The 24,787-nt window shown below is 61.3% G+C and carries 20 protein-coding genes; 8 read left to right on the forward strand and 12 right to left on the reverse strand.

Going from position 1 to position 24,787, the window contains the following annotated elements:
* Window position 1 precedes the first annotated feature (1 nt).
* Both RY831_RS22235 and RY831_RS22240 read right to left on the reverse strand, forming a co-directional pair.
* Window positions 2-988: a 2-hydroxyacid dehydrogenase gene (locus RY831_RS22235; protein ID WP_326508569.1), complete on the reverse strand. Its 987-nt coding sequence runs from the start codon at window positions 986-988 to the stop codon at window positions 2-4.
* A gap of 6 nt (window positions 989-994) precedes the next feature.
* Complete coding sequence (locus RY831_RS22240) at window positions 995-2,368, reverse strand: sodium:proton antiporter (RefSeq protein WP_326508628.1); 1,374 nt, start codon at window positions 2,366-2,368, stop codon at window positions 995-997.
* 405 nt (window positions 2,369-2,773) lie between these two features.
* On the opposite strand from RY831_RS22240, the gene fdxA reads away from it, so the two are divergent.
* Entirely contained in the window at window positions 2,774-3,097 is a 324-nt protein-coding gene (gene fdxA, locus RY831_RS22245; protein WP_326508570.1) for a ferredoxin FdxA, read from the forward strand.
* Window positions 3,098-3,584: 487 nt separating this feature from the next.
* Here the strand turns inward: fdxA and RY831_RS22250 are convergent, their stop codons facing one another.
* Entirely contained in the window at window positions 3,585-3,863 is a 279-nt protein-coding gene (locus tag RY831_RS22250) for a hypothetical protein (protein ID WP_326508571.1), read from the reverse strand.
* Between the two features lie 294 nt (window positions 3,864-4,157).
* Here RY831_RS22250 and RY831_RS22255 point away from each other — a divergent pair, with 294 nt between their 5' ends.
* The gene (locus tag RY831_RS22255) at window positions 4,158-5,351 is read left to right on the forward strand and encodes a GNAT family N-acetyltransferase (protein WP_326508572.1); all 1,194 of its coding nucleotides are present in this window, start codon (window positions 4,158-4,160) and stop codon (window positions 5,349-5,351) included.
* Here the strand turns inward: RY831_RS22255 and RY831_RS22260 are convergent.
* The 3 genes from RY831_RS22260 to RY831_RS22270 all read right to left on the reverse strand — a co-directional run bounded on the left by RY831_RS22260 (window position 5,348) and on the right by RY831_RS22270 (window position 9,194).
* On the reverse strand, window positions 5,348-5,857 hold the full coding sequence (locus tag RY831_RS22260; RefSeq protein ID WP_326508573.1) for a CinA family protein: 510 nt from the start codon (window positions 5,855-5,857) through the stop codon (window positions 5,348-5,350). The two genes, RY831_RS22255 and RY831_RS22260, sit on opposite strands and share 4 nt — an antisense overlap.
* Before the next feature lie 193 nt (window positions 5,858-6,050).
* Entirely contained in the window at window positions 6,051-8,360 is a 2,310-nt protein-coding gene (locus RY831_RS22265; protein WP_326508574.1) for an NADP-dependent malic enzyme, read from the reverse strand.
* A gap of 33 nt (window positions 8,361-8,393) precedes the next feature.
* Complete coding sequence (locus tag RY831_RS22270; protein ID WP_326508575.1) at window positions 8,394-9,194, reverse strand: FRG domain-containing protein; 801 nt, start codon at window positions 9,192-9,194, stop codon at window positions 8,394-8,396.
* Window positions 9,195-9,563: 369 nt separating this feature from the next.
* Here RY831_RS22270 and rpoD point away from each other — a divergent pair, with 369 nt between their 5' ends.
* Complete coding sequence (rpoD, locus tag RY831_RS22275; RefSeq protein ID WP_326508576.1) at window positions 9,564-12,122, forward strand: RNA polymerase sigma factor RpoD; 2,559 nt, start codon at window positions 9,564-9,566, stop codon at window positions 12,120-12,122.
* 80 nt (window positions 12,123-12,202) lie between these two features.
* Here rpoD and RY831_RS22280 read toward each other — a convergent pair whose 3' ends face one another.
* Complete coding sequence (locus tag RY831_RS22280; protein WP_326508577.1) at window positions 12,203-12,667, reverse strand: DUF2269 family protein; 465 nt, start codon at window positions 12,665-12,667, stop codon at window positions 12,203-12,205.
* A complete protein-coding gene (locus RY831_RS22285) occupies window positions 12,667-14,007 on the reverse strand; it encodes an NAD(P)H-binding protein (protein WP_326508578.1) in 1,341 nt (446 codons plus the stop codon). The genes RY831_RS22280 and RY831_RS22285 overlap by 1 nt, the downstream gene beginning before the upstream one ends.
* A gap of 133 nt (window positions 14,008-14,140) precedes the next feature.
* Here RY831_RS22285 and RY831_RS22290 point away from each other — a divergent pair, with 133 nt between their 5' ends.
* The 5 genes from RY831_RS22290 to RY831_RS22310 all read left to right on the forward strand — a co-directional run bounded on the left by RY831_RS22290 (window position 14,141) and on the right by RY831_RS22310 (window position 18,751).
* Window positions 14,141-14,713, forward strand: a complete 573-nt coding sequence (locus RY831_RS22290; RefSeq protein ID WP_326508579.1) for a hypothetical protein — start codon at window positions 14,141-14,143, stop codon at window positions 14,711-14,713.
* A gap of 112 nt (window positions 14,714-14,825) precedes the next feature.
* On the forward strand, window positions 14,826-14,999 hold the full coding sequence (locus RY831_RS22295) for a DUF6726 family protein (protein ID WP_326508580.1): 174 nt from the start codon (window positions 14,826-14,828) through the stop codon (window positions 14,997-14,999).
* Between the two features lie 307 nt (window positions 15,000-15,306).
* Window positions 15,307-16,245 (forward strand): LysR family transcriptional regulator, encoded by a 939-nt coding sequence (locus RY831_RS22300; RefSeq protein WP_326508581.1) that lies wholly within the window; start codon window positions 15,307-15,309, stop codon window positions 16,243-16,245.
* Between the two features lie 294 nt (window positions 16,246-16,539).
* On the forward strand, window positions 16,540-17,769 hold the full coding sequence (gene opgC / locus RY831_RS22305) for an OpgC domain-containing protein (protein ID WP_326508582.1): 1,230 nt from the start codon (window positions 16,540-16,542) through the stop codon (window positions 17,767-17,769).
* 247 nt (window positions 17,770-18,016) lie between these two features.
* Window positions 18,017-18,751, forward strand: a complete 735-nt coding sequence (locus tag RY831_RS22310) for a family 16 glycosylhydrolase (RefSeq protein ID WP_326508583.1) — start codon at window positions 18,017-18,019, stop codon at window positions 18,749-18,751.
* Between the two features lie 24 nt (window positions 18,752-18,775).
* Here the strand turns inward: RY831_RS22310 and RY831_RS22315 are convergent, their stop codons facing one another.
* From RY831_RS22315 to RY831_RS22330, 4 genes are read right to left on the reverse strand one after another with little or no spacing between them, the layout of a single operon-like run.
* Window positions 18,776-20,188 carry a DUF3131 domain-containing protein gene (locus RY831_RS22315; RefSeq protein WP_326508584.1) on the reverse strand — a complete coding sequence of 471 codons (1,413 nt, stop codon included), beginning with the start codon at window positions 20,186-20,188 and terminating at the stop codon, window positions 18,776-18,778.
* On the reverse strand, window positions 20,182-21,600 hold the full coding sequence (locus tag RY831_RS22320) for a DUF3131 domain-containing protein (protein ID WP_326508585.1): 1,419 nt from the start codon (window positions 21,598-21,600) through the stop codon (window positions 20,182-20,184). Before RY831_RS22320 ends, RY831_RS22315 begins: the two co-directional genes overlap by 7 nt.
* Window positions 21,597-22,943 (reverse strand): DUF3131 domain-containing protein, encoded by a 1,347-nt coding sequence (locus RY831_RS22325; protein ID WP_326508586.1) that lies wholly within the window; start codon window positions 22,941-22,943, stop codon window positions 21,597-21,599. Before RY831_RS22325 ends, RY831_RS22320 begins: the two co-directional genes overlap by 4 nt.
* The gene (locus tag RY831_RS22330) at window positions 22,940-24,778 is read right to left on the reverse strand and encodes a glycosyltransferase family 2 protein (protein WP_326508587.1); all 1,839 of its coding nucleotides are present in this window, start codon (window positions 24,776-24,778) and stop codon (window positions 22,940-22,942) included. The genes RY831_RS22325 and RY831_RS22330 overlap by 4 nt, the downstream gene beginning before the upstream one ends.
* Window positions 24,779-24,787 lie beyond the last annotated feature (9 nt).

Consider the following 24,787-nt stretch of genomic DNA (forward strand, 5'->3'; position numbering starts at 1 on the left):
CCTAAACCTTCTTGTTCACTTCCGGGTTAAGGATATTGGGAGGCGCTGCGCCCGTCAATGCGGCAATCAGGTTTGCGGCCGCGCAGTCGGCCATTGCGCGGCGCGTGGGCTCGGAAGCGCTCGCGATATGCGGCGTCAGCACAACATTGGAAAGATCGAGGAACCCGGGGTCGAAGGCTGGTTCGTTTTCGAACACATCGAGCCCGGCGGCCGCCAGCCGGTTCGCCCGCAATGCGGCAATCAGCGCGGCATCGTCGACGATGCCGCCTCGGGCGATATTGATCAGCGTCGCACTCGGCTTCATCAGCGCCAGTTCATCGGCTCCAATCGTGTGATGCACATCGGGCGAATACGGCAGGGCGAGGACAAGATGGTCAGCCGTGCGCAGCAGTTCTTCCTTGCTGACATAACGCGCGTTGTTGGCGCGCGCCTCGCGCTGCTCGTCGAGCCGCGAACGGTTATGGTAGATCACGCGCATGTCGAAGCCCATCGAGCGGCGCGCGATGGCCTGGCCGATGCGGCCCATGCCCAGAATGCCCAGCGTGGCGCCGTGGATGTCCATGCCCAGCAAGGTGTCGTAGCGCCATTTCTGCCATTTGCCGGCCCGCAGATAATGCTCCGATTCCGTGACTCTCCTTGCCGTTGCCAGCAGCAGCGCCCAGGCGAAGTCCGCGGTGGTTTCATTGAGCACATCGGGCGTATTGGTTACCATGATGCCGGCCCGGGTCGCCGCGGCAAGGTCGATGTTGTTGAAGCCGACCGCCATGTTGCAGATTGCCTTGAGCCGGGGACAGGCATGAATCACATCCTCGCTCATGTTGGTGCTCGGCGTGGTGAACACGCCATCCTTGTCCTGCAGCTTCGCAATCAGCTCGGCCTTGGTATAAGCGGCATCTTCCGGATTGGCTTCCACTTCGAAATGCTGCTCCAGCCTTTCGACCACATCGGGAAATACCGCGCGCGTTACGAGAATCCTGGGTTTAGTCATCGCTTGTCACCGGAAGAAAATGAAGGTCATCACAACAAATAGCGGAACCAGCACGGCGCACGACCAGGCCATGTAGCCGAAGAAGGACGGCATCCTGATGCCGCGCTCCTCCGCGATCGCCTTGACCATGAGGTTGGGGGCATTGCCGATATAGCTGTTTGCGCCCATGAATACCGCGCCGCATGAAATCGCCGCCAGGGTCCCGGCCAGCGTCGTCATCAGGACCTGGGGATCGCCGCCGGCGGTATTGAAGAATACCAGATAGGTCGGCGCGTTATCGAGGAACGACGACAGGATGCCGGATGCCCAGAAATACATGGCATTGATCGGCTGGCCGCTGGTATCGGTGACCGCCCTGACGACCGAGGCGAACGCGCCGGCCTCGCCGGCACGCAGCATGGCGATCACGGGCGTGATGGTGATGAAGATTCCGGCAAACAATTTTGCGACTTCCTGGATCGGCCCCCAGCCGAACTCGTTGCCTTCGCGGGCCGACTTCGGCGTCACGCGCAAGGAAATGAAGATGATGGCGACCAGCAGCACGTCCCGCACCAGGTTTTGCAATTCGACTTCCACGCCGTAGACGGGAAAGCTCACGCCCGGCTTCCAGAGCCCGCTCATCAGCACCAGGCCGACGATCGCCGCCAGCAAGGCGAAATTGGCCTTGCCTTCGAAGCTGATCGGCGAATCCGGTGTGGGGTCGGCCGGCGGCGGCAGGACCTCTTCCTTGTTGCGATAGTAATGAAGATCGAGCAGATAGAAGATGGCCAGCAATGCCGAGCATAGGAACAGCGTTTCGGGAAAGATGTGATTGAAGGTCCAGAAGAAATCCACTCCCTTCAGGAAACCGAGGAACAGCGGCGGATCCCCCAGGGGCGTGAGCGAGCCACCGGCATTGGCGACGAGGAAGATAAAGAATACAACGATATGCGCGGCATGCTTGCGGTTGTCGTTGGCGCGGATGAGCGGCCGGATCATCAGCATCGACGCGCCGGTGGTACCCATGAAGCTGGCCAGTACCGTTCCGATGGCGAGCAGGCCGGTATTGAGCGCCGGCGTTCCGTGCAGGTTGCCGCGCACGCAGATGCCGCCCGCCACGACAAACAGCGAGGCGATGAGAATGATGAAGGGAATGTATTCTCCGGCGAACGCATGCACGGCGCCCCCGGCGGCCGTACCCATGCCGAACACGGCGGCGCACGGAAGCAGGAACGCGAGTGCCCAGGCCAGGGTCACCTTGCCGAAATGGTGGTGCCAGAAGCCGGGAACGATCAGGGGACAGAGCGCAATCGACAACAGCAATCCGGCGAAGGGCACGCCCCACCAAGCCGACAGGCCGCTGCCATTCAATTCGGCCGCATGGCACCATAGCGGCGCCATGCCGGCCAAGCCAATGAAAAATCTGGACTGCACTGCCGTCTCCCTGATAGTGATTTTAATGGCGGCAATTTTATCTCGGAACTTCAGGCGCTTTCCGCGTGCCATCTACGTAGTGTTACTGAACCTACACCCTTTCGGGATGCACCCGGTCTTGCCGATATCAATCTCCCAATGAACCGGATCACGCGGAAACTTGTCTTTAAAGCAATAATGCGGTAGGGCCGGCAAGAGCAATGGCAAAAGCACGGGACCATTCAGCGAGGCCGCCGTATTTGCTTATTCATAATCTGTCTAAGTCCGGTTTGTGGGAAACACTCGAATGTCCTAAAATACAAGGCTTTGCGGCGGGTTGCTCGGCAGCTCCAATGCAAATCAGTTTCAGAAAAATTTTCAGATAGGACTGTTATGACCCACGTTGTGACCGAATCCTGCATCCGCTGCCGTTACACCGACTGCGTTGATGTATGCCCGGTAGATTGCTTCCGTGAAGGACCGAATTTTCTTGCAATCGATCCCGACGAGTGCATCGATTGCGCCGTATGCGTAGCGGAATGCCCGGTCAATGCCATTTATGCCGAAGAGGATGTGCCGGCCGACCAGCAGGAATTCATCAAGCTCAATGTCGAACTCGCCCGCATTTGGCCTTCCATCACCAAGACCAAGGATCCGCTTCCGGATGCCGAGGAGTGGAAGGATGTGAAGGAAAAGCTGCACGAACTTGCCAAGTGAGCTAGGCGCCGGAGAAGATCATGAAGCAATGCCGCCGTTCATGCACAAGTGCAAAAACGGCGGCGCTTCAATGACAGGGCAGGAAAAAACGGAAAAAGCGGATCAAAGCGGAAAGCAAGCGAGGAAACGCGGACGCGTCGCGCACCGCTTGAGGGGCTGAAGACCTGAGCTTCGCCAGCAAGATTGCCTTATCGCTCTGCCAGAGCTTGCGGCAAATCCCGATTCGAACAAGGCATCCCGGCTCCCGCCGGCGATGATGAAACGCCAGCGGCGTCAAGCTTCCGCGGGATACCCATTGTCACCACCTCGTCGTACGAAGCAGCGCAATACCGCAGCAGGTTGCATCGACGGCGCGTCGCACGAGCATCGCCTGTCACGGCACGCCGGTGCATGGATGCACGGATGCACCATCGGCAAGGATTTCAATGCCGGACAGCTTGGCCCATGCCGGTTGCCGGAGCCACAGCAAAACTATTTCGATACGATATTACGACGCGGTGCGCATGAAGTCGGGCGTCAGCACGACGGCCGATCCGGATTGCGAGGCATCGGCAGCCGGCTTGACCGCGGCTTTACGGGGCGAAACCTGCTTGCTGCGTACACGGCGCGAGAACGCGGTAATGAATGCCGCATAACCGTTGGAGCCGGGCCGAATGCCTTCCTCTGCCGCCTTGACAATGCCGGTTTCGAACGTATCGCCCAAATCATATGCATAGTCGCCCTTGTCCCAGGCGGATTCATCTCGATTGGCTAATTTCGGTTGCATCTGTTACCTCGATGTAAAACTGATTCAGAGTGAAGAGGAAGGTACTCCCTCGCGATCGAGCCAACTTTACCTGTGTCGAGCCATCATCTTCAAGACTTCAATGTAACCGTTTGTTCGAACGTCGAGCGCATACAACACAGTTTGCAGGCTGTCAGCTGACTATAGGACAACAGGCGTAATAACAACACAACGCAACGCTTATGCACTCGAGCCGCGTACCGGCTTGATGCATCTCCAAACGAGGCCGCGCGGTCCATCCTATGTTGACGGAAGCGATACTTTGCCCGAGGCGATATGGAAGTCCCGCATGATCCTCACGGTGCCGCGCTGAGTGCAGGCATGGCGTTCGAGCAGACAGCCGGTTCGCAACATGGCGCTTTGTCATCGCGCGCAGATGAAGGTCGCGGCGGTGAGGAGGTGCAAGTGTTCGCCGGTGTCATTCCGCCGTTCGCGGAATGGCATCTGGAGCGCCTCTACGGCACCCTGTATTCGAGCCTGGCTTATTTCCGCACCTGCGATACGCTGGACGGCGTGCATACCTATGTGGCCGGCGCGGACGGCGAGCTCACGGCGATCCTGCTCTACCGCGTCGTTGGCGCAACTATAAGTGTGGTCAACGAAGGCATGTGCCTGCCCGAACATGAAGTGCAGCGTTTTTGCTCACACATGTTCGCCCGTCATGCCTCGGCCGCCATCGTCCGGTTTCATGCGGTGCAGGTGCAGGGCAGCCTGCGGGCTTACCCGCGCCAGCGCTTCCTGTGCGCCGAGGATTTCATTGCCGCCTTGCCGCCGGATGAAGCCGGCTATCTTGCCGCTCTCGGCAGCGCTACCCGGAAGAACATCAAGCGCCACCGCAACCGGCTGCAGCGCGACTACCCCGGCTTTGATTATCGTGTAGCCGAAAAGGAAGGCGTGGACGAAGCGCATGTGCGGGCCATCATCGAGATGAACCGCGCGCGCATGCGGCAAAAGAACAAGTCATCGTTCATCGATGAGGAAGAGACGCTGAGGATACTTCGGCTTGTGCGTGCCTGCGGCAAGGTAGGCGTGGCCTCGATCGATGGCCGCATCGTTGGCGGCGCCATCGTGTTTCATGTCGGCTCCAGCTTCATTTCCAAGGTCAATGCGCATGATGCCGCCTACGACGACTATCGCTTGGGCATGCTGTGCTGCTATCTGACGGTTTGCGCGGCCATTGAGCGCGGCTGCACGCGCTTTCACTTCGGCCATGGCCGTTATGCTTACAAGACCGCCCTGCTCGGCACCTATCAGCCTTTCGAGCAGGTACTCGTCTACCGGTCCCCCGCCACGATGGCGACTCATTGCCGCACAGTCCTGCGAACCGCTTTCGATGGAGTTCGAATGGAAGGAAGCCGCTGGGTCCTGGAGCGCGCCGAGCAGGGCGAGGGCGCATTCTGGAGGCCGGCGGGCAAACTGCTCGCCGCCTGGCGCGGGCACAGGCGCGGAAATGAGGCACATCCCGGCTAGGGCGCGCTTTTCTTCTGCAACATTTCATTGTGATAATGCCAGACACGGCTCAGCGCATACTCGCTTCCGGCCCGGCGCACTTCATTGCGGTCGCCCTGGAAACGCCGGGTTTCCGAGAATGTCGTGATCCTGTCGTCGATCTGGAATGACCACGCAAAACAAATGGTCCCGGCCGGGATGCCGCCGTCGCCGGCATCCGGACCTGCGACGCCGGTATCGGATAGCGCGACATTGGCGCGGCTGATGCGCAATGCGCCTTCCGCCATTTCCCTGGCAACATTTTCGCTGGTGAGATTGTAAGTCTCGATGGTTTCCGCCTTGACGCCGAGGCAGCTGATCTTTGCCTGCGGCGAATACGTGACGAAGGCGCATTCCAGCCAGCTGCCGCAGCCCGGAATATCGGCGAGAGCGGAAGCGATCATGCCGGCGGTGCAGGATTCGGCAGTGACCAGTTTCAGGCGGTTTTCCTCAAGATAGCGTACGACGCTCTGCAAATGCTCATTCATCTTCTGATCTGGATATGGGAAAAGGGGAAACAGCAAACGGCAAGCAGGACGGCACCGCCGACGCGGCCCGTTCCGCTTGCTTCAATGACAGCATTCACGGTTGGACGCGGGAGGAATGAAATTGTTCGTCGGTATGATTCCAGACATACCGCCATGAAAGAACGGCATGCCAGACAGTCGCAGCAGGTGCCGTTTATCCGTGATCCACCGATTTGAACGCCGACACATCGGCCACCGCCACCGCAGTCATGTTGACGATGCGACGGGAGGTCGCGGCCGGATTCAGGATATGCACCGGCTTGGCCGTACCCAGGAGGATGGGGCCGACCGTCACACCGTAGCCACCCGTGATCTTCAGGAGGTTGAAGGCGATGTTGGCGGCGTCGAGCGACGGCATGATCAGCAGGTTGGCGCTACCGGTCATCCTGGTGCCGGGCAGGAAATGGCGGCGTACTTCCTCGACCAGCGCGGCATCCCCCTGCAGCTCGCCTTCGACATCCAGCTGGGGAGCAACCGCGGAGAGGATGTCGCGCGCAGCTCGCATCTTGCGCGCGGAGGGACGGTCCGACGAACCGAACATCGAATGCGACAGCAGCGCCACCTTGGGCTGCATGCCGAAGCGCTGTACTTCGGCCGCCGCCAGGCGGGTGATCGCCGCCAGCTCTTCCGCGCTCGGATCGTCGTTGACATAGGTGTCGGCGATGAACAGCGTGTACTTCTCCAGCATCAGCGCGTTCATGGTGGCGAGCACGCTGGCGCCCGGGGCAGTTCCGATGACATCGCGGATATGCTCGAGATGTCCTTCGAAGCGGCCTACCGTGCCGCACAACAGCGCGTCGGCGTCGCCCATGTGCACCAGCATTGCGCCGATCAGGGTGTTCGAGCGCCGCAGCGCGGCCTTGGCCACATCCGGCGTCACGCCATAGCGTCCCCGCAGCTCGTGGTACGCCTCATGATAGGTCCGGTAGCGAGGATCGTTCTCGGGGTCGACCAGTTCGAAATCCACGCCGGGCCGCAGCCGCAGGCCCGCCTTTCGGATGCGCATGTCGATCACATGCGGGCGTCCGATCAGGATGGGCCTGGCCAGTCCCTCGTCGATCACCGTCTGCACCGCCCGCAGCACGCGCTCTTCCTCGCCTTCCGCATAGGCCACGCGCTGGGGTGAAGCCTTGGCGGCGGAAAACACGGGCTTCATCATCAGCCCGGTGTAATACACCAGGTGGCTGAGCTGCTGTCGATAGGCATCGAGATCGCGGATCGGGCGGGTGGCCACGCCGGATTCCTCGGCGGCCCTGGCGACGGCCGGCGCGATTTTCTCGATCAGGCGCTGGTCGAAGGGCTTGGGAATGATGTATTCGGGGCCAAAGTTCAGTTCCTGCCCGGCGTAGGCCATGGCCACCGCGTCGTTGGTCTCGGCTTCGGCCAGTTCCGCGATGGCCTTCACGCAGGCCAGCTTCATTTCCTCGGTGATCTTGGTGGCGCCGCAGTCGAGCGCGCCGCGGAAGATGTACGGGAAGCACAGCACATTGTTGACCTGGTTGGGGTAGTCCGACCGGCCGGTGGCGATGATGCAGTCGGGCCGCGCGGCCTTGGCCACTTCCGGCCGGATCTCGGGCTCCGGGTTGGCCAGGGCCAGTATGATGGGCTTGTCGGCCATGGATTTGACCATGTCGGCGCTGAGCACCCCGGCCGTCGAGCAGCCGAGGAACACGTCGGCGCCGTCAACGATGTCCGCCAGCTTGCGGGCGCCGGTTTCCTGCGCATAGCGGGCCTTGTTTTCCTCCATCTTTGCATCGCGGCCGTGGTAGATGACTCCCTTGGAATCGGCGACGAAGATGTTTTCCCTGCGCGCGCCCAGGCTCACCATGGTATCCAGGCAGGCGATCGCGGCGGCGCCGGCTCCGGATACCGCGATCTTCACATCGCCGATGTTCTTGCCGACCACCTTCAGGCCGTTGAGCAGCGCCGCACCGGAGATGATGGCCGTGCCATGCTGGTCATCATGGAAGACCGGGATATTCATGCGCTCGCGCAGCTTCTTTTCGATATAGAAGCATTCCGGCGCCTTGATGTCTTCCAAGTTGATGCCGCCCACCGTCGGCTCCAGCATCGCGATCGCATCGACCAGCTTGTCGGCGTCATGCTCGGCCAGTTCGATATCGAACACGTCGATACCCGCGAACTTCTTGAACAGGCAACCCTTGCCTTCCATGACAGGCTTGCCCGCCAGCGGACCGATGTCGCCCAGGCCGAGCACCGCGGTGCCGTTGGTGATCACCGCCACCAGGTTGCCGCGCGAGGTGTATTCCGCCGCCATGGCCGGGTCGCGCGCGATTTCCTCGCAGGCATAGGCCACGCCCGGCGAATAGGCGAGCGACAGGTCGCGCTGGTTGGAGAGCGCCTTGGTGGCATTGACCTCGATCTTTCCGCGCGTCGGGCTGCGATGGTATTCCAGCGCGGCCTCGCGCAATTGGTCATCCCTGGCGTTCTTGGTATCCGTCATGTCGTCTCCATATTGTGTTCAATAAGCATTCCGTCAGAGGGCGCCGTTTCCGAAACCGTCAGGCGCGGCGGCCGTCCAGACGACTTCCAGTTCGACCCGGATCGAGCGGGCCAAGCCGTCAAGATCCGGAAACAGGGAAGCGTTGGTAATGTTCATACGGTACAAGGCTTTCATCGCCTGCTCGCGCATGGTTTGCGAAAGAACAAGCTTTTTGATCAAACTGCCGTTGCAGCGGTAGGCCTGGAGTATCTGGTCCAGCGACTTGTCGAGCACGCCGGGCACCACCATGGTTCCCGACTGCGCGACAAGCCGGCGGTCCATCTCTTCCGGCTCGCCGATCCAGACGATGTCGCTGTTGTTTTGAAGGAAATAGCGCGCAAAGTTCCCGTCTAGGCGCGGATCGATGGCGTCTCGGGTCAGCGTCGGAATGGCGGCCGGTGTCGCATTCCACAGCGCCGGCGTATTGAGCGCGAACACCGCCGAATGGCTGACAGCGTTCTCCAGCGCAAAGAATGCGGCCACAAACGGCGACTTTGTGAAGTCCAGGAGACGCGTCGGCGCACCGTGGTGCTGCATCAGGGCGAGGCAGCGCAGGTCGTTGTCCAGTACATGACGGTCGGGAAGATAGTTGTGCGCCTTGCGGCGGAAGATGCGGATGGCGCGTTCTTCGCGGCTGCGCCATGTCGAGCGGTCCGGGATGAAGGCGCCGAGATAGCGCGACAGGGAACTCACCAGCGGCCATCGCGCATCCTGCTGGCCGCGGAATGCCCAACCGTCAAGTTCGCCTGACAAGGCGACAAAGTCATTCCAGTCTGAAACGAGGATATCTTCCAAAAAGCACTCCGCTGAGGAACCCCTAGAGTCTTCTGTGATCCGATGTTTTTTATTTTGATCCTGGATTCGAAATATTTCGCCGTGAATATTTTTTAAAAGACCAATATAATACGGCCCCTGCTCTACCGACTGCCTTGGAGTTCCACTCAGCCCGCCGTCGAGAACCGGGCCTCATGCAGCAGCACTGAAACTTCACCCGAATTTGATTACCCTGAATACCGACATGTAAGCCAGCACTTCATGACCGCACGGCAGAACCGGCGGCGCGCGATTCGATCCCATGCGTGCATGCCAGCCCGCCATGCGGAAGCGGCGGCGCCCATTCGCGCCTGAACCATGATGCTGTCCCAGTTGCCCAATACCTACGCAATGACAAAGCCTGCAAAGACACTGACACTGACTGCCAAACCCCGTAGCGCCGACGCCGCGAACAATCCGGCTGCGGTCCGCACCGTCACACCTGCCGCCGATGACGTCCAGGCACCGACCACGGTAACCGTGGTGACCAGGCGTTCCCGGCTCATCACGCCGAGCGTGGCGGCGGCGCCGGACGCCGGCGCCACCGCACCGCAAGCATTGGAGGCGGGCGACGTTCAGGCAGTGCAAACCCCGGCGCCCGCCGTGAAGGTGGTGGTGCGCAAGGCTGCCTCCAGGCTGGCCGCGAAACCGGCTGCCGTGGATGCGCCTGCCGGCGACAATATGGCGGCGGCAACCGCACCGGCGCCGGAGAAGGAAACCGGCGCGGCACCCAAGGCCAGGGTCGTGCGCCGCAAGCCGGCCGCCGACGCTCCTGCTGCAGCGGCGAAAGTCTCCGCGCCGGCGCCGGTGGTCACGGTCGATCCGTCCACCGTTGCCGCGATCGATACCTCGGCCTATACGCTGCCGTCCGTCAAGGTGCCAGCCCGCCGTGGCCGCCGTCCTTCCGAATTCCGCCCGGAGCATGACGAAGTCGCCGCGCTGAACGCGGTCGAACGGGCGGAAATCAATGCGGCCCGCAAGGCGCGTGACCGCCGCAGCACCGAAGAAGGGATGACCGAGGAACAGCTCGCGGTGCGCCGCCAGAAGATCGCGGCACTGGTCCGCTCCGGCAAGGAACGCGGCTTTCTGACGCACGCGGAGATCTACGACCACCTGCCCGAGGAATCCACCAGCCAGGAAGTCATCGAGGGCCTGATCTCCACGCTGGGCGACATGGGCATCACGGTCTACGAACAGGCGCCCGACGCCGAGACCCTGCTCCTGTCGGACAACGTGGCCACGGCCAGCAACGACGATGACGACGCCGAAGCGGCGGTCGCCACCGCGCTGTCGACCGTGGATTCGGATTTCGGCCGCACCACCGACCCGGTGCGCATGTACATGCGCGAGATGGCATCCGTGCCCCTGCTGACCCGCCAGGGCGAGATCGATATTGCCCGCCGCATCGAGGCAGGCTTCAAGGACATGATGCAAGCCATCTCGGCCTGCCCCACCACCATCGCGGAAATCCTGGCCCAGGCGGAAAGAATCCGCAGCGAGGAAGCCGCCATCGACGACGTGGTGGACAGCCTGGTGGACCTCAGCACGCAGGACGACGAGCCTCAGGTCGTGGCCGCGGCCGCGGCTTCCGATGAAGATGAAGCGGAAGAGGAGCTCGAGGAAGATCTCGACGAGGACGAGGAAGAAGACAGCGGCAGCGGCACCGCGGCCGCCAGCATGAGCGAGGCCCAGCTCGCCGACATGCGCAGGCAGGCACTGCAGAAGTTCGACACCGTTTCGGCAGAATTCGACAAGATGCGGGCCGCGCGCGACAGCGAAGGCTATGGCTCGCCGGCCTATCTGCAGTCGCAGCAGGTGATTTCCCAGGAACTGCTCGGCCTGCGCTTCACCGCCAAGCTGGTGGAGAAGCTGTGCGACACCCTGCGCTCGCGCGTCGATGAAATCCGCCAGATCGAACGGCAGATCCTCGATATCGCCGTCAACAAGTGCGGCATGCCGCGTCCTCGCTTCGTCAGCGGTTTCCCGGGCAATGAAACCGATCTGGAATGGGTCGACCGCGAGGCGGAACAGGAGCATGCGTACAGCCCGATCCTGCGCCGCAACAGCCCGGCAATCAAGGAATACCAGAAGAAGCTGATCGAACTGGAGAAAGCTGCCGGCGTGCCGCTGGCCGAACTGCGCAAGATCAACAAGCAGATGACAACTGCCGAAATGCGCGCACGCCAGGCCAAGCGCGAAATGACGGAGGCCAACCTGCGCCTGGTGATCTCGATCGCGAAGAAGTATGTCAACCGCGGCCTGCAGTTCCTCGACCTGATTCAGGAAGGCAACATCGGCCTGCTGAAGGCGGTGGACAAATTCGAATACCGTCGCGGCTACAAGTTTTCGACGTATGCCACCTGGTGGATTCGCCAGGCCATTACCCGCGCGATCGCCGATCAGGCCCGCACCATTCGCGTGCCGGTGCACATGATCGAAACGATCAACAAGATGAACCGCATCTCGCGCCAGATCCTGATGGAAACCGGCTCGGAGCCGGACTTGGCGACGCTGGCGGCCAAGATGGACCTGCCGGAGAAGAAGCTGCGCGAGATCATGAAGATCGCCAAGGAACCGGTGTCGATGGACATGCCGATGGGCGACGACGGCGATTCGCAGTTGGGCGACTTCATCGAGGACAGCACCACGCTGGCGCCGGCCGATGCGGCGATGCATGCATCGATGCGCAGCGTGATCCGCGACGTGCTCGACTCGCTGCCGCCGCGCGAAGCCAAGGTGCTGCGCATGCGCTACGGCATCGACATGGCGAGCGACGCCACGCTGGAAGAAGTGGGCAAGCAGTTCGACGTCACCCGCGAACGCATTCGCCAGATCGAGAACAAGGCGATGAACAAGCTGCGCCACGCGTCGCGCGCCGACCGCTTGAAGACGTTCCTGGAAAGCGATTGATCCGCTGATTGTCTAATCCGGTATCGGTCCACGCGGCGCGACACCGGCAATGAAAGGGGAGACCATGGTCTCCCCTTTTTTCATGCCGGCTTGGCCACCATCAGGTAGAAGATGGCGAGAAAGGCGAAGAACGCCGGTATGCCGAGCAGTACCCAGACCTTGAAATAGCGCCAGTAGGCGTCGGGAAGCGGCGTGTTGGCATCGGCCGCGCTGCGCGACAGCTGCTTCATTTTCATCTGCAGCCACAGCACCGGCAGCCAGCAGGCCACGGCAATCACGTACAGGATGACGGACCAGACGATCCAGCGGCTATTCATCGGAAAGCCGGCGAGGCGGATCAGGATATAGCCGGTCAGGGGTTGGATGATGACGGTGGTCGACGTGAACAGCCAGTCGGCCAGCACCACGATGCGCGTCACCACGGCGATGGCGCGTATGTCGCGCGAAATGGTGGCGAACAGCAGGTAGAAGGCGGAACCGATGCCGGTGCCGAACAGGAAGGTCGACGACAGGATGTGCAGCCATTTGACAGTGACATAGTCCATCAGCGCTCCTTGGGTTTGACCGGATTGTGCTTGTTCCGTGCGCGCGGTTCGTCAGGTTCCTCAAGCTCGAGCAGCAGCCAGATCGCGGCCAGCATCGGCAGGTTCTTCAGCAGCGGGCCATAGGGATGCAGCCAGAATTCCGGCAGGCGGAAGCTGATGATGATCGTATAGAACCCAATCAGGCCAAGCTGCGCCAGCCACAGCCAGCGCCGCCCCCGCTTGAGCATCAGCGTTCCGATGCCGAAGGCCAGGTCGAGCAGCGCCGCGCCGTACAGCATCAGCGGTGCGATCGCCCCGGTGATGCCGGTGCGCGCCAGCAGCGCATAACTGTCCTCCACCGGATACAGTCCGAGCGACACAATGCCGGTCACGATCCACACCAGCGCGATGCTGATCCGCAGTACCGGCAGCAGCCAGGCCAGCTTTGCCTGCAGCCGTGACTGCGCCCTGTCCTGCGGTGCGATGAAGTCGCGTACCGCTCGCGGCGGTCTTCCCAGCAGCTCGGTAATGCGGGCGGCGCTGCCGGTATTGCCGCGCTCGAGCATCTGCAGGGTTTCAGGATCGAGCAGGCTCCCCGGCAGCAGCCGTCCAGCAGAAGCGCCCAGTCTGACCAGCGGCATCGGCACCGGGATGAAATGCGCGCGCGGCCACCCCAGCGCGGTACGCAGCGTCGCCAGAAATTGCCGGAGAGACATTGGTTCCGGCCCGACGATGGCGACTCTTCCCCCCGGACTTGTTGGCGATTCGCGATCATCTTCAAGCAAGGCCATGATCGCGGCAACCAGATCGTCCAGGTGCACCGGCTGCACCTGCTGATGCCCGCCTCCCGGCAGCGCGATCAGCGGCAGGCTGGCGAGCGCCGTGAACAGCCGGGCGCTGGTGCCGCCCGGCCCGAATACCAGCGATGGCTGCACGACGACCGAGGGCACTGCGAGCCCGGACAGAAAATCATCCGCCTGCTTCTTGCTGAGGTGATAGCGGCTTTGCGCCAGTTCGTCGGCGCCGAGCGCCGATATCTGAACGATCTTCCTGACGCCGCAGCGGGCGGCGGCATCGAACAGGGCGATCGGCGCTCGCACATGGATGGCGTCGAACGTCTGGACGCCGCGTTCGCGGATGATGCCGACCGCATTGACGACGACATCGACGCCCTGCAGACGCGGCATCCATGCGGAGGCGTCGAAGTCCCGGGTAAAGTCCGCGGCGACGTATTGGAAGCGTGGATCGCGCCGCGCATCGGGATTACGCACCGCGCAGACGACTTGGTGCCCTGCGGCGAGCAGCGCCTCCGCAAGATGGCTTCCTATGAATCCGCTGCCCCCGGTTAGCAATACGACCAATCGCGACTCCTTATGGAACCATGCTCCTGTTTTGTGCGTCTGTTATACGACCGGCAAGTATCGCTCCGAGTTCATTGAGCCGGCGACGCCGGAAAACCGGTCGCCCGCAGGAGCCCGATTGCCAGGAGGAACGATGAAGTCGTGGGAACAAGCATTCAAGGATGGTTTGGTATCGGGAAGCATCGCCAGCATGGCATCGACCGCGGTGCTGACCATGCGCGGCGTGCGCGAGGCCGACACGCCGTACGGGCCGACCAATGCCACCAGCCAGTGGGTGTACGGCGAACAGGCGGCCTATCATGACGAGCCGAGCTTGAGTCACACCGTCATCGGCTACGGCATCCATCATGCGTCGGTGACGCTATGGGCGGTGCTCTATGAAAAATGGTTCAGCGAGCATGCCGATCGCATGGATCTTGCCGGCTTCGGCAAGGCGGTCGCCGGCGGGGCGGCAACCGCCGCCATGGCCTGCTTCGTTGATTATCGGATGACGCCGCGGCGGCTGCGTCCCGGCTTCGAGAAGCGGGTATCACGCGTCTCGCTGTTCATGACCTATGCGTCCTTCGGCGCCGGCCTGCTCGTGCGGGGCATGGTGAAGGCTGCGGCTTCGGTGCCGCGCAATTCCTCCGGATTTCAACCGGCCAGGCACGCCGGCGCGCCGGAACATGCGGCACCGCGTACGGGATCAGCAACATACGACCGTTGAATTGTATCCGGCGTGTATCTGGCCTGTTCCTTCCCGGCATCGGCGCGGTATATTGGCGATTCCACTTCATTTCCGGATTACACGGGCGGCCAGCGTCGCCTGGCAGAACCCCATGATTCGCCTTCGACTCCTCGCAGCCGCCATTCTTCTTCCCGTCACTCTCTCCGGCTGCGGCGTACTTGCCGCGCCCTGCCGGATCGCCTCCGCCGGCATCAAGATGGTTCCGATCGTCGGCCATGCCGCCGCGCTGCCCACCGATGCCTGCGCCGCGGTCATCGATCCCTGACCCTCGGGCCGATAACAAATGGCCAATAACCGATAGCCCGTACATAAAAAAGGAGGCAGGTCGCCCTGCCTCCAACTCACACTCCATCGGAGTTCCACACAGTCCGCGCGTCGCCCGGGCATGCCCGGCAAACCGGTATGCGAACGCCTGCGCACAGAATGCGCGGGCGCAGGCATGGCATTCCGATATACCCGGAATAAGCGTGCACCTGTGTGAACCGACAGGTTGACAAGATAGACTTTTTTATAGCCCGGAGCATCCGGCATCAAGTATATTTCGCATAACAAACCCAATATAGAGACACGCAATGTCAGGCTTGCCAGATCATTTGGACATTCATCTAATCCGCATTCTGTACCTGCTCCTGTCGGAAAGGAATGTCTCGCGCGTCGCCCTGAAACTGAACCAGCCCCAGCCTTCGATCTCCGCGTCACTGCGCAAGCTGCGCGAACTGACGGGAGACCCTCTGCTGGTGCGCGGCGCCCGCGGCATGGTACCGACCCAGCACGGCGAAAGCCTGCTGCAACCGGCCAAGCGCATACTGGACGAGACGGAAAAGCTTTTTTCCCAGAAAACAGCCTTTCTGCCGCAGCATGAGGCGCGCACCTTCCACATTGCCGCACCCGATTATCTCGACAGCCAGTTCCTCCCCAATATCGTCGCCAGCGTGCGCCGCGAGTCGCCGAAGAGCCGCGTCGTGATCTACGGCCTGGGTCCCGAGATCGATTACCTGCGCCTGCTGTCGGACGGCGAACTCGACGTGGTGATCGCCAACTGGGATGAGCCGCCGCAGCACCTGCACATGTCGAAGCTGTTCGAGGACGAGATCGCCTGCATCATGCGCGCCGACTGCGCGTACGCGCTGCGCACCGGAGCGGACGACATGACGGTCGAAGACTACCTGTCGTTGCCGCATGTCGCGCCGTCGCAGATGCTGGCCGGGTATTTCGGCGTCATCGAAGCTTTCCTCGCGAAGCAAAACCTGCATCGCAACGTGGTTGTCGAGTCCGCCTACTTCGGCCTGATTCCCTATATGCTCACGCGCAGCGACCTGGTGCTGACCACCGGCCGCCAATTCATGCGCTTCTATGAAAAGAACCTGCCGCTGAAGACCTTCAAGGTGCCCATCGCATTTCCGGCGATGCGCTTCTACCAGCTGTGGCACGAGCGAGTTCACCAGGCGCCGGAACACAAATGGCTGCGCGAGCTGATTTCCTCGACGGCGAAATCGCTGCTGGTACGTTGACGGACCGGTCCGGAATCATCGCGGGCTGCAGACAATGACATGCGCCCATGAAAAACCCAGGACTTCGCAATAGCCAACCCGACGCATAGATTCGTTGCGCTTCCTTGCTGCGGATGCTTTGCAAGGCTGCTCGCGGCGTATGCAATACCCTTCTCCAAATCCCGGAATCATTTTGCCCACGCATGGTCTTGTTAATGGATTGACCAGTCAATCCAATGCAATGTCTTTTCGTAAAGACACATGGCGCTGCATTCGATCACTGATCAGGCTGAAGGACACCTCGGGAGATTCAATTTGAGTGGAAACGCCGTCGCTATACCGCTCCATTCGTCTCGTCATCCATGGCGCTATGCCGAGTCGGACGCCACGCGCGATCTGCGTATCGACTTCATGCGCGGACTGGTCTTCGTCCTACTGTTTACGACTCATTTTCGCTATCAATCCTGGTTCGCCCTGATTGCCTGGGAAAGGGTTGGCGTCGTGTCATCGGCGGAAGCTTTCATCATCCTGGCGGGCATCGTCACCGGCGCGGTCTACGGCAAGAAACTGAAGAGCGAAGGACCCGGGCCTTGCAACATCAAGCTGTTCCGCCGCGCCTGGACGCTCTACAAGCTGGCGATCCTCGTCGCCGGATCCGTTGCCTTGCTGCGACTTGTTCCAGGACTTGACACCACCGCTCTCACGAGTTTCACCGATCCGGTCAGCGGACGGAGCTATGCGCTGTATCCCCCGGCGGACAACGGTGTGCTGACTTTCTTCGAAGTATTGCTTCTCAAGGCGGTGCCAGACCAGTTCCAGGTTGTCGGCCTCTATGTCGTACTGTTCCTGCTCACGCCGATCATCTTTTCGGCAATTTACCGCGGCCGGACCGGCTCGCTCCTTGTGCTGAGCTGGGCGGCGTATCTGATCAATTACTTTGCACTGGAGCCGGAACCCGGCGCGGCCGCATTGAGAATCACCGGTGGCCAATTCGAATATGCATTCCCGCTGATGGCATGGCAGCTGATCTTCGTGCATGGCGTCGCAGCCGGATATCACAAGCAACGCATTCTTCGGTTCTTTCTCACCAGGACGGGCCATACGCTGCTGGGCTTGTGCATTGTCTCGTCGATGCTATTCGCGGCCTTTTCGCTCAACCATCCGCTCGACACGCTTCCGCGCTGGGCAGTCGCGACCTTCATCCCGCCGGACGTCTTCCTGCAGTGGTATCAAAGCTATTTCGTCAAATACAACTTGGGACCGGGCCGGTTGCTCAATACCCTGGTGTTGCTGATCAGCCTGTTTGCGTTGCTGACCGCAGCCTGGAAGCCGATCGAACGCAGCCTGGGCTGGCTGTTCATTCCGCTCGGCCAGGAATCCATGTATGTTTTCTTCGTGCATATCTATCTGATCCTGCTGATTTCGAACACACCGCTGCCGGCAATGGACAATGTGTGGATCAATACAGCGATCCATGCCGGCATGCTGCTGCTGTGCTGGGCGATGGTGAAGACCCGCTTCCTGTTCCGCTGGATTCCGCGTTAGAGCAATTTCGTCCGGAATCGGCAATCAAGTCAGGGCGCAAGCGATCTGACACCTCAACAAGTCTTGTGGATTTCCAGCCACAATTTTTGCCGCATCGCTGCGCGGCCTCTTCACTTATCCCTGTCCAAGCCTCCTTCCATGATATGGTTTCCAGATGGCAATATCAGCGAGGTGCCTCCGTTTTCCCAATGGCCACACCGCCGCTGGATTGCCGGTTTATCCAATTGGCATGAAGTGAAACTGAAGAATGAAGGTCAAACAGCGATTTGCGGCCTTGGCATGCGTGCTGGGCCTGGTGGGCCTGACTGCGGGAGCCGGTGTGAATGCACAGTCCACACAACTGTTTTATGACGATTTCAGCGGCAAGGGAAGTCTGGGCAGCGCATGGGAGATTGCGACCTGGGTCAACGGCCATCCGTTCGGCTGCACCTTCTCCGACCAGGACGTCTCGAAGAGCAAGGGCGTGCTGCGCCTGAGTTTTTCCGGCAATTCCGGCAAGTGCGCCGAGGTACGCACCAGGCAAACCTGGCAATACGGCAGCTTCGTCGTGGACATGAAGCCGTCCGATGTGCGCGGCACCGTCAGCTCGTTTTTCCTCTACGACGGCACTTCGCGGACGAGCACGCATCATGAAATCGATATCGAGTTCATCGGTGGAACGTCGCTGCTGCATACCAATTTCTGGGTCGCCGGAGTGCAATCGCCACGCGATATCGATCTGGCCGCGCTCGGCATCGATCCTTACCAGCGCAGCCGCAAATACCGTTTCATCTGGCAGCCGGATGCAATTGCCTGGCATGTGATGAACGATGCCGGACAATGGATCGAGGTGCGCCGGGAAGCGGTCAGCCTTGCCGTGCCGATGAAGCTGATGATGAATGCCTGGTATGGCGACAATCTCGACACGGCGATCCATTTCCCCGGTTATTACGACGGCACAAGCGGCAAGGCCGAATACAGCTCGGTCTGGATCGGCAAGTAACACCGATCCAAACTCATAACATGGCTAGCGCGCCGCTGCCGGGATCGGCGTGCACATGGGCCGCTCCGAAGGGAGGCACTGATTGGGACGCGCAAACGGATCGTCGAGCTTGCGCGCGAAATAGCCTTTCCTGGTCTCGTCCGGCATCAGCCTCCCCCTGACCTTGAACAACAGCGTCTCCAGTACCATTGCGTTGGTGGACAGGGATACGGTTTCCAGCACCGCGCCGCTGTGTTCGAGCCGGCCTTCGAACCAGCCGCGCTCGGGATGATGGAGCGGCTGCACCGCCTGCATCAGGCGATCGGTGTACTCCCCCGGCCACAGCACCCACATGCCGAATGCGGCGCGGGTGGAAACCAGCGCCAGTTTTTCATATTCCTTGCCGTCTGCACCTACCGTATTCCAGGGAAAGCCCGACACGAATACGCCGTCGGTCACCGCATAGGGCGGCTCGCGCATCTGGTAATCGCTGCGCGCGGTCAGCACGCCTTCGCGGCGGAAGCGCGCTTCCTGCGCCCGGTAGATGCGCTCGGCCATGTCGCGGTAGTCGGCTCCAGCAGGTGGCGCATCGACGCCGCCCGGATAGCGCCAGCCCAGTTCCATGCCCATCAGCACATAGGGCATGGTCAGCGCGCTGCTCGGGGCGCCGGTGATGCGCGGATCGCGCGCATCATAGGGCACGCGCACGCCGAGTATGGTGACGCTCTCGATCCGGGGTGAATTCCAGATGCGCGACGCATCGAATCCCCAGGCGGCAAAACCGGCCGCTCCGACCTGTTCATAACCCAGCCTGCCCTCCTGGTAGCTGCTGCGCTGGCCATTCTCGCGCGAGACGCCGGACATGGCGCCGCAGTTGTCGATCACCTGGCAGAAATTCCAGCGCAGCACCGCCTTGTCGAAATATTCCTGGTATTGCGGATAACGGCCGCCGATGATCCTCATCCAGGTCAGCAACCGGCCGACCTCGATAGCCGACCATCCGATATCGCCCGGCTGATTGGCATAGCTGACCATTTTTCCGGTCAGCGAGTTGTAGAGCTTGTTGGGAACGCTACCCTCGGACAGGTCCATGGTGTTGAGGAATTTCAGCAGGCGCGACATGCGCGAGTCGAATTCGCGCGCATCGATCAAGCCGAAATCATGTGCGGCGGCGAGCGCGGCCATGTAATCAGCCGCATGCCACATCGAGAAGGTCGGATAGCGGTCGAAGGAATTGACCAGTCCGTTGTCGGGATTTGTGTTGTTTTCGAAATAGCGCCAGGCGACCTTGGCCCATTGCAGTTCCTGCGCATTCAGGCGGCCGTAGCGGCCCACGTCGCCTTCATGCAGCGCGGCGTCCCTGGCCTTGCCCAGCTGGCTTGAAACCACGCCGCATCCAGCCAGCAGCGCGCCCGCCGCCAGTGCGCAGGCGGCCGACAATGCGCGCCGCTTCAGCATGGTCCCGCTCCGCCGCAGGAGGCCGCCTCGTTCAGGCGCATGTTGAAGCGCGTGCGCGCCTTGTCGCCATAGGCGTTGCCGGCGGTTCTTTCCCAGAGGCCCGTCCGGCGTTCGCCCCACTTGAGCAGCTTGCCCTTGGCCTTGTACAGCAAGGCTTCGAGCATGATGCCGTTGTTGTTCGCAGTGAAGGTCTTGATCGGTCCCTTGCCGTTTTCGAGTATGCCCTCGTAATAGCCCTTTGCCGGGTCATAAGTCTTGGCGATGGTGTTGAACAGCAAATCGGTATAGTCGGACTTCCACATCACCCACATGCCGAGCGCAGCCTTGAGCGAGATCGCCGAGAACTGCGGTACATGCTTGCCGGTGTCGGTGATGGTGTTCCAGGTAAAGCCGTCCGAGTACACCGTGTCGTACACGAAATAGGGCTCCTGATCGAGCTGGTGCTCGGAACGGGCCGTGATGATGCCGGTGTCGCGATAGCGGTTTTCCTGCGCCTGGTAGACGCGCTGCGCAAATTCGCGCATCCACCCGTGGCTGTGGCGGCGATCATTGGTGTCGCGGTCAAGCGGCAGATCCCAATTGAATTCCATGCCGTCGAGCACATAGCTTTCGGACACCACGTAATTATGCTGATAGGTCTTGCGCGGATCGCGCGAGTCGAAAGGCACGTCGACGCAATGCGTATTCACGAATTCATACGGCTCCGGCTTCGACGCCATTTCAGTGGATATGCCCCACAGTTCGAAACCCTTGGCCGCATACTCTTCGTAGCCGAGGCGGCCTTCCTGCACATACTCGACCTGCTTCTTTTCATTGAGGCGAGAGCCGTACAGAATGCCGCTGCGGTCTACGATGTGATCGAAGTTCCAGCGCAGCACAAAACGGTCGATCGGGTCAGCCTGCTCCGGATAGCGCTCCTTGACGATCCTAAGCCAGATCAGCAGCCGGCCGAGGTCGATGGCGGAATAGCCGATCTCACCGGGCTTGTTGGCATAGTCGGACTTCTCGACCGTCTTGGTGTGATACACCTTGTTCGGCAGCTCGTCGCGGAAGAAGGCCATGCGGTTGAAGGTGTTTACCGCGGCGGAGATCCGCTCGCTCGCCTGCCTGCGTTCGATGATCCCAAGCTCATGCGCGGCGACAATGGCGGCCAGGTAGGAAGCCGTGTCCCACATGGTGGTGGAAGGATATCCGTCCACCGCATTCACCAGTCCCGATTCCGGCTGCAGGTTGTTCTCGAAATACTTCCAGGCGATGCGGGCCATATTCATTTCCGCCTCGTTGAGCGGGCCGCTGCGCTGGACATAGCGCGCTGCCGGCAGTTCGCCGCTGATGCAGCCGGCGGCCATCGACGGAGCCTGGGAACAAAGCAGCAAGCCGGCGGCAGCGGCAGCGATGCAGGATCGCATCATGGTTTTTCTCCCTGTGCATGGCCGAGCAGCCGTCCGCCGGCGATATAGGCCAGGCTTTCCAGCACGACGGCATTGGTATTGGCGGTGAGCGCCTTGTTGGCTGCGCCGCCTTCTTCATATTTGCCCGCATACCAGCCGCGCTGCGGATCATACAGTGCTGCGACTTCCTTGATCAGCTTGCCGGAGTAGTCATTGCGGTAAAGTGCATGCCAGCCGAATGCCGCCTTGACGCTCAGGCTGCGCAACCGGCCGGCATCCTCGCCCTTCTCTGTCAGCGTGTTCCACGTCTTGCCGTTGCTAAACACGGTGTTGTAGACGAAGTAGGGCGCCTGGTCCACGTGGTCCTCGGTGACGGCGGTCAGCTTTCCGGTCTGGCGGAAGCGCTCCTCCTGCGCCCGGAAAACCCGCCATGCGAATTCGCGCGAGATGCGGTCGCCGCCGAATTCCAGGCCGTCGAGCAGATAGGGTTCGCTGACTACGTAGTTGTGCCCGCCCGAGGTTCGCGCGTCGCGGCGGTCATGCGGCACCTTGATGCCGTACACGTCCGCAAATTCGAGCTGCGCCTTGTAGTCGAGCGCCTCGGCGGCATCCGTCCCGAGCAGCGCGGCGGCCTTGGCCGCATATTGCTCATAGCCTAGACGGCCTTCCTGCAGCAGCTCAAGCTTGCCGCCTTCGGTCTCGTGAACGCCGACCAGCGCGCCGTCGCGCGACATTCGCGCCAGCTGCCAGCGGCCGACGACGCGCCGCGCGGCCTCGGTATGCTGCGGAAAATTCCAGGCCACAATGGTCAGCGGCACCAGCATGCGGCCGATATCGATGGCAGACCAGCCGATGCCCTGCGCCGCCGGCTTGCCCGTATAGTCGACCATTTCCAGCGTGGCGGTGCTGTAGGACTTGTTCGGCAGCAGGTTGTCATACAGCGGCATGCCGGCCAGGGAGTCGAGAAGTTTCGACATGCGCGCATCGAATTCCTTTTCCGCCAGCAGATCGAGGCGGTGCGCCGAAATCAGCGCCAGCATGGTGGACCCGGTGTCCCACATAGTGGCGGCCTGATACTTGTCGACGGAATTGACCAGGCCGGTTTTCGGGTCGGTATTGTTGTCGAAATATTTCCAGGCGATGCGTGCCCATTCCCGTTCCTGGTCGCTCAGCGGTTTCGGTTCGGCGGGCGCCGGCATGTCGCTGCTGTATTGAATCCGTGCGCCCTGAGCGTTTGCCGATGCGCTACCCGCCTGCGGCGGTCCGCTGTGCTTCTCTATCCACATCACCAGCGCGAAGCCCACCGCCAGCGCCAGGATGAAAACGATATTGCTGCGTGCGCGCAAGAGATTTTCCTTGTTCATGCGATCCTCGCCGACTCGGTTGCGGAAGCAGCCGGAGTGTCTTCCTCCGGCGGCGTCCATTGCGCTGCCCTGACCATCGGCAGCATGACCAGGATATTGTTCAGGCCCCATGCGGCATTGACCACCAGGCTCTGCAGCTCATGGGAATGCCCGAGGCCGAACACCCGGTAGGCGCCGTACACGATGCCGGCGACCGTCAATGCAATCACGGTCATCTGCGGAATCACGAGATGCAGGAAATTCCCTTCCTGCCTTTCCTTCGGCGTCACCGGAAACTTGATCTTTTCTCCCTTGAGCACGGTCCACAGCGCGCGGAAATTGATCGAGAAGAACGACAGGTAGGATGCCTTGCCCTCCCAGGAGCGCACGCCCCACATGCCGAACATGAAGGCCAGTTCGGTGGCAAGCAGGAAAGGCAGCGAGTGCAGATAGAACGCGTTCGAATAGGACGACAGCGGCGGAATGCCGGTGAACAGGTAGATGACCGGCGCGGCGATGAACACGATGTTCCAGATGCAGCCGAAGTAGGACCAGAAGGTCGACAGGTACATCGTCCGCTGGGCCCAGCTCATCTTCCCCTGGAACAGGGGATTGTCGCGGAAGCAGATGTCGAGGGTGCCGCCGGCATACTTGAAGCGCTGGATCATCCAGGACAGCAGGTCCTGCGGCGACAGCATCTTCGATTCCACCTCAGGATGCAGCACCGACTTCCATCGCCGGGCCACATCGTTGTGCAGGACGATGGAGGTGTAGATGTCTTCCGAGACATGGAACTTGTAAGGCGTGAATTCGGTTTCCAGCGCCACCTGGGTGCGCATGGCGCCGCTGAAGTCTTCGCGCAGCGATGGGTCCTTGATGTCGGATGCGTATTTCTCGACTTCCTTGTCCACCTTGATGGCATACGCGCGCAGCGCCGCCTGCATCACCGCTTCCCGGCGATGGATCGAACCGGCGCCGCAGCAGAACGCGGCATTGGCCCAGTTGCGCCGGCGCTGGATGACGTCGTAGAACATCTGCGCATCGCTGACGAAGGGGTCTTCGCCTACGCGCACCGGCCCGACCAGACGCTGCACGCCGACGCCCAGCCAGCGCCCGATGCGGCCGGCCTTGCGCTCCCAGCACCGGGGCAGGCTCTCGCCTTCGGGGATATCGTAGAACCATTGCGGCGTCTGCACCCAGGCGACATCCACATCACGGAAATAGCCGAGCGTATGTTCCAGGAAAGTGGGAAACAGCCGGGTGTCGGCGTCGCAGATGATGATGAAGTCGCCGCTGGTATGCTCCATCGCATTGCGCAGGTTGCCGGCCTTGAAGCCGATGTTGCTGGAGCGGGTGATGTAATTGACGCCCTCCTCTTCGGCCACCTGGCGCATCAGCGGGCGGCGGCCGTCGTCGAGGACATGCACGCGCATGTCGATCGGGTGCGGATAGCGGACGGCCTTGGCATCGCGGATCGACAGCCGCACCAGCTCTTCCTCTTCGCTGTAGGTGGTGATGAAGATGTCGACCGAGATCGGCCGGTCATCGTCGCCGTGCGTGTCGGCGCATTCGGCCAGGGTGCGCGGCGGAGGACGACGCGGATAGTCCCGCACCTGCCATAGATTGATTGCAAACAGCACCAGGCCGATATAGGCAAGCGTCTCGGCCAGGGCCAGCGGAATGGCGAACCACAAGGCATCGAAGTTGAGGGATTCGGTCCAGCGCCAACGGATGTAGTTGGCGCCCAGGATGAGCGCGACAACCACCAGAAACTGCCATATCAGCTCGATGGCCGGGGAATGCGCCAATGGGGGTGGCGGCCTGCGGTGTTCGAATTTGCTGAAATAGAATGCCAAGCGTTGCTC

It is taken from the genome of Noviherbaspirillum album (assembly GCF_035916955.1).
GTDB classification, from domain to species: Bacteria; Pseudomonadota; Gammaproteobacteria; order Burkholderiales; family Burkholderiaceae_D; genus Noviherbaspirillum; species Noviherbaspirillum album.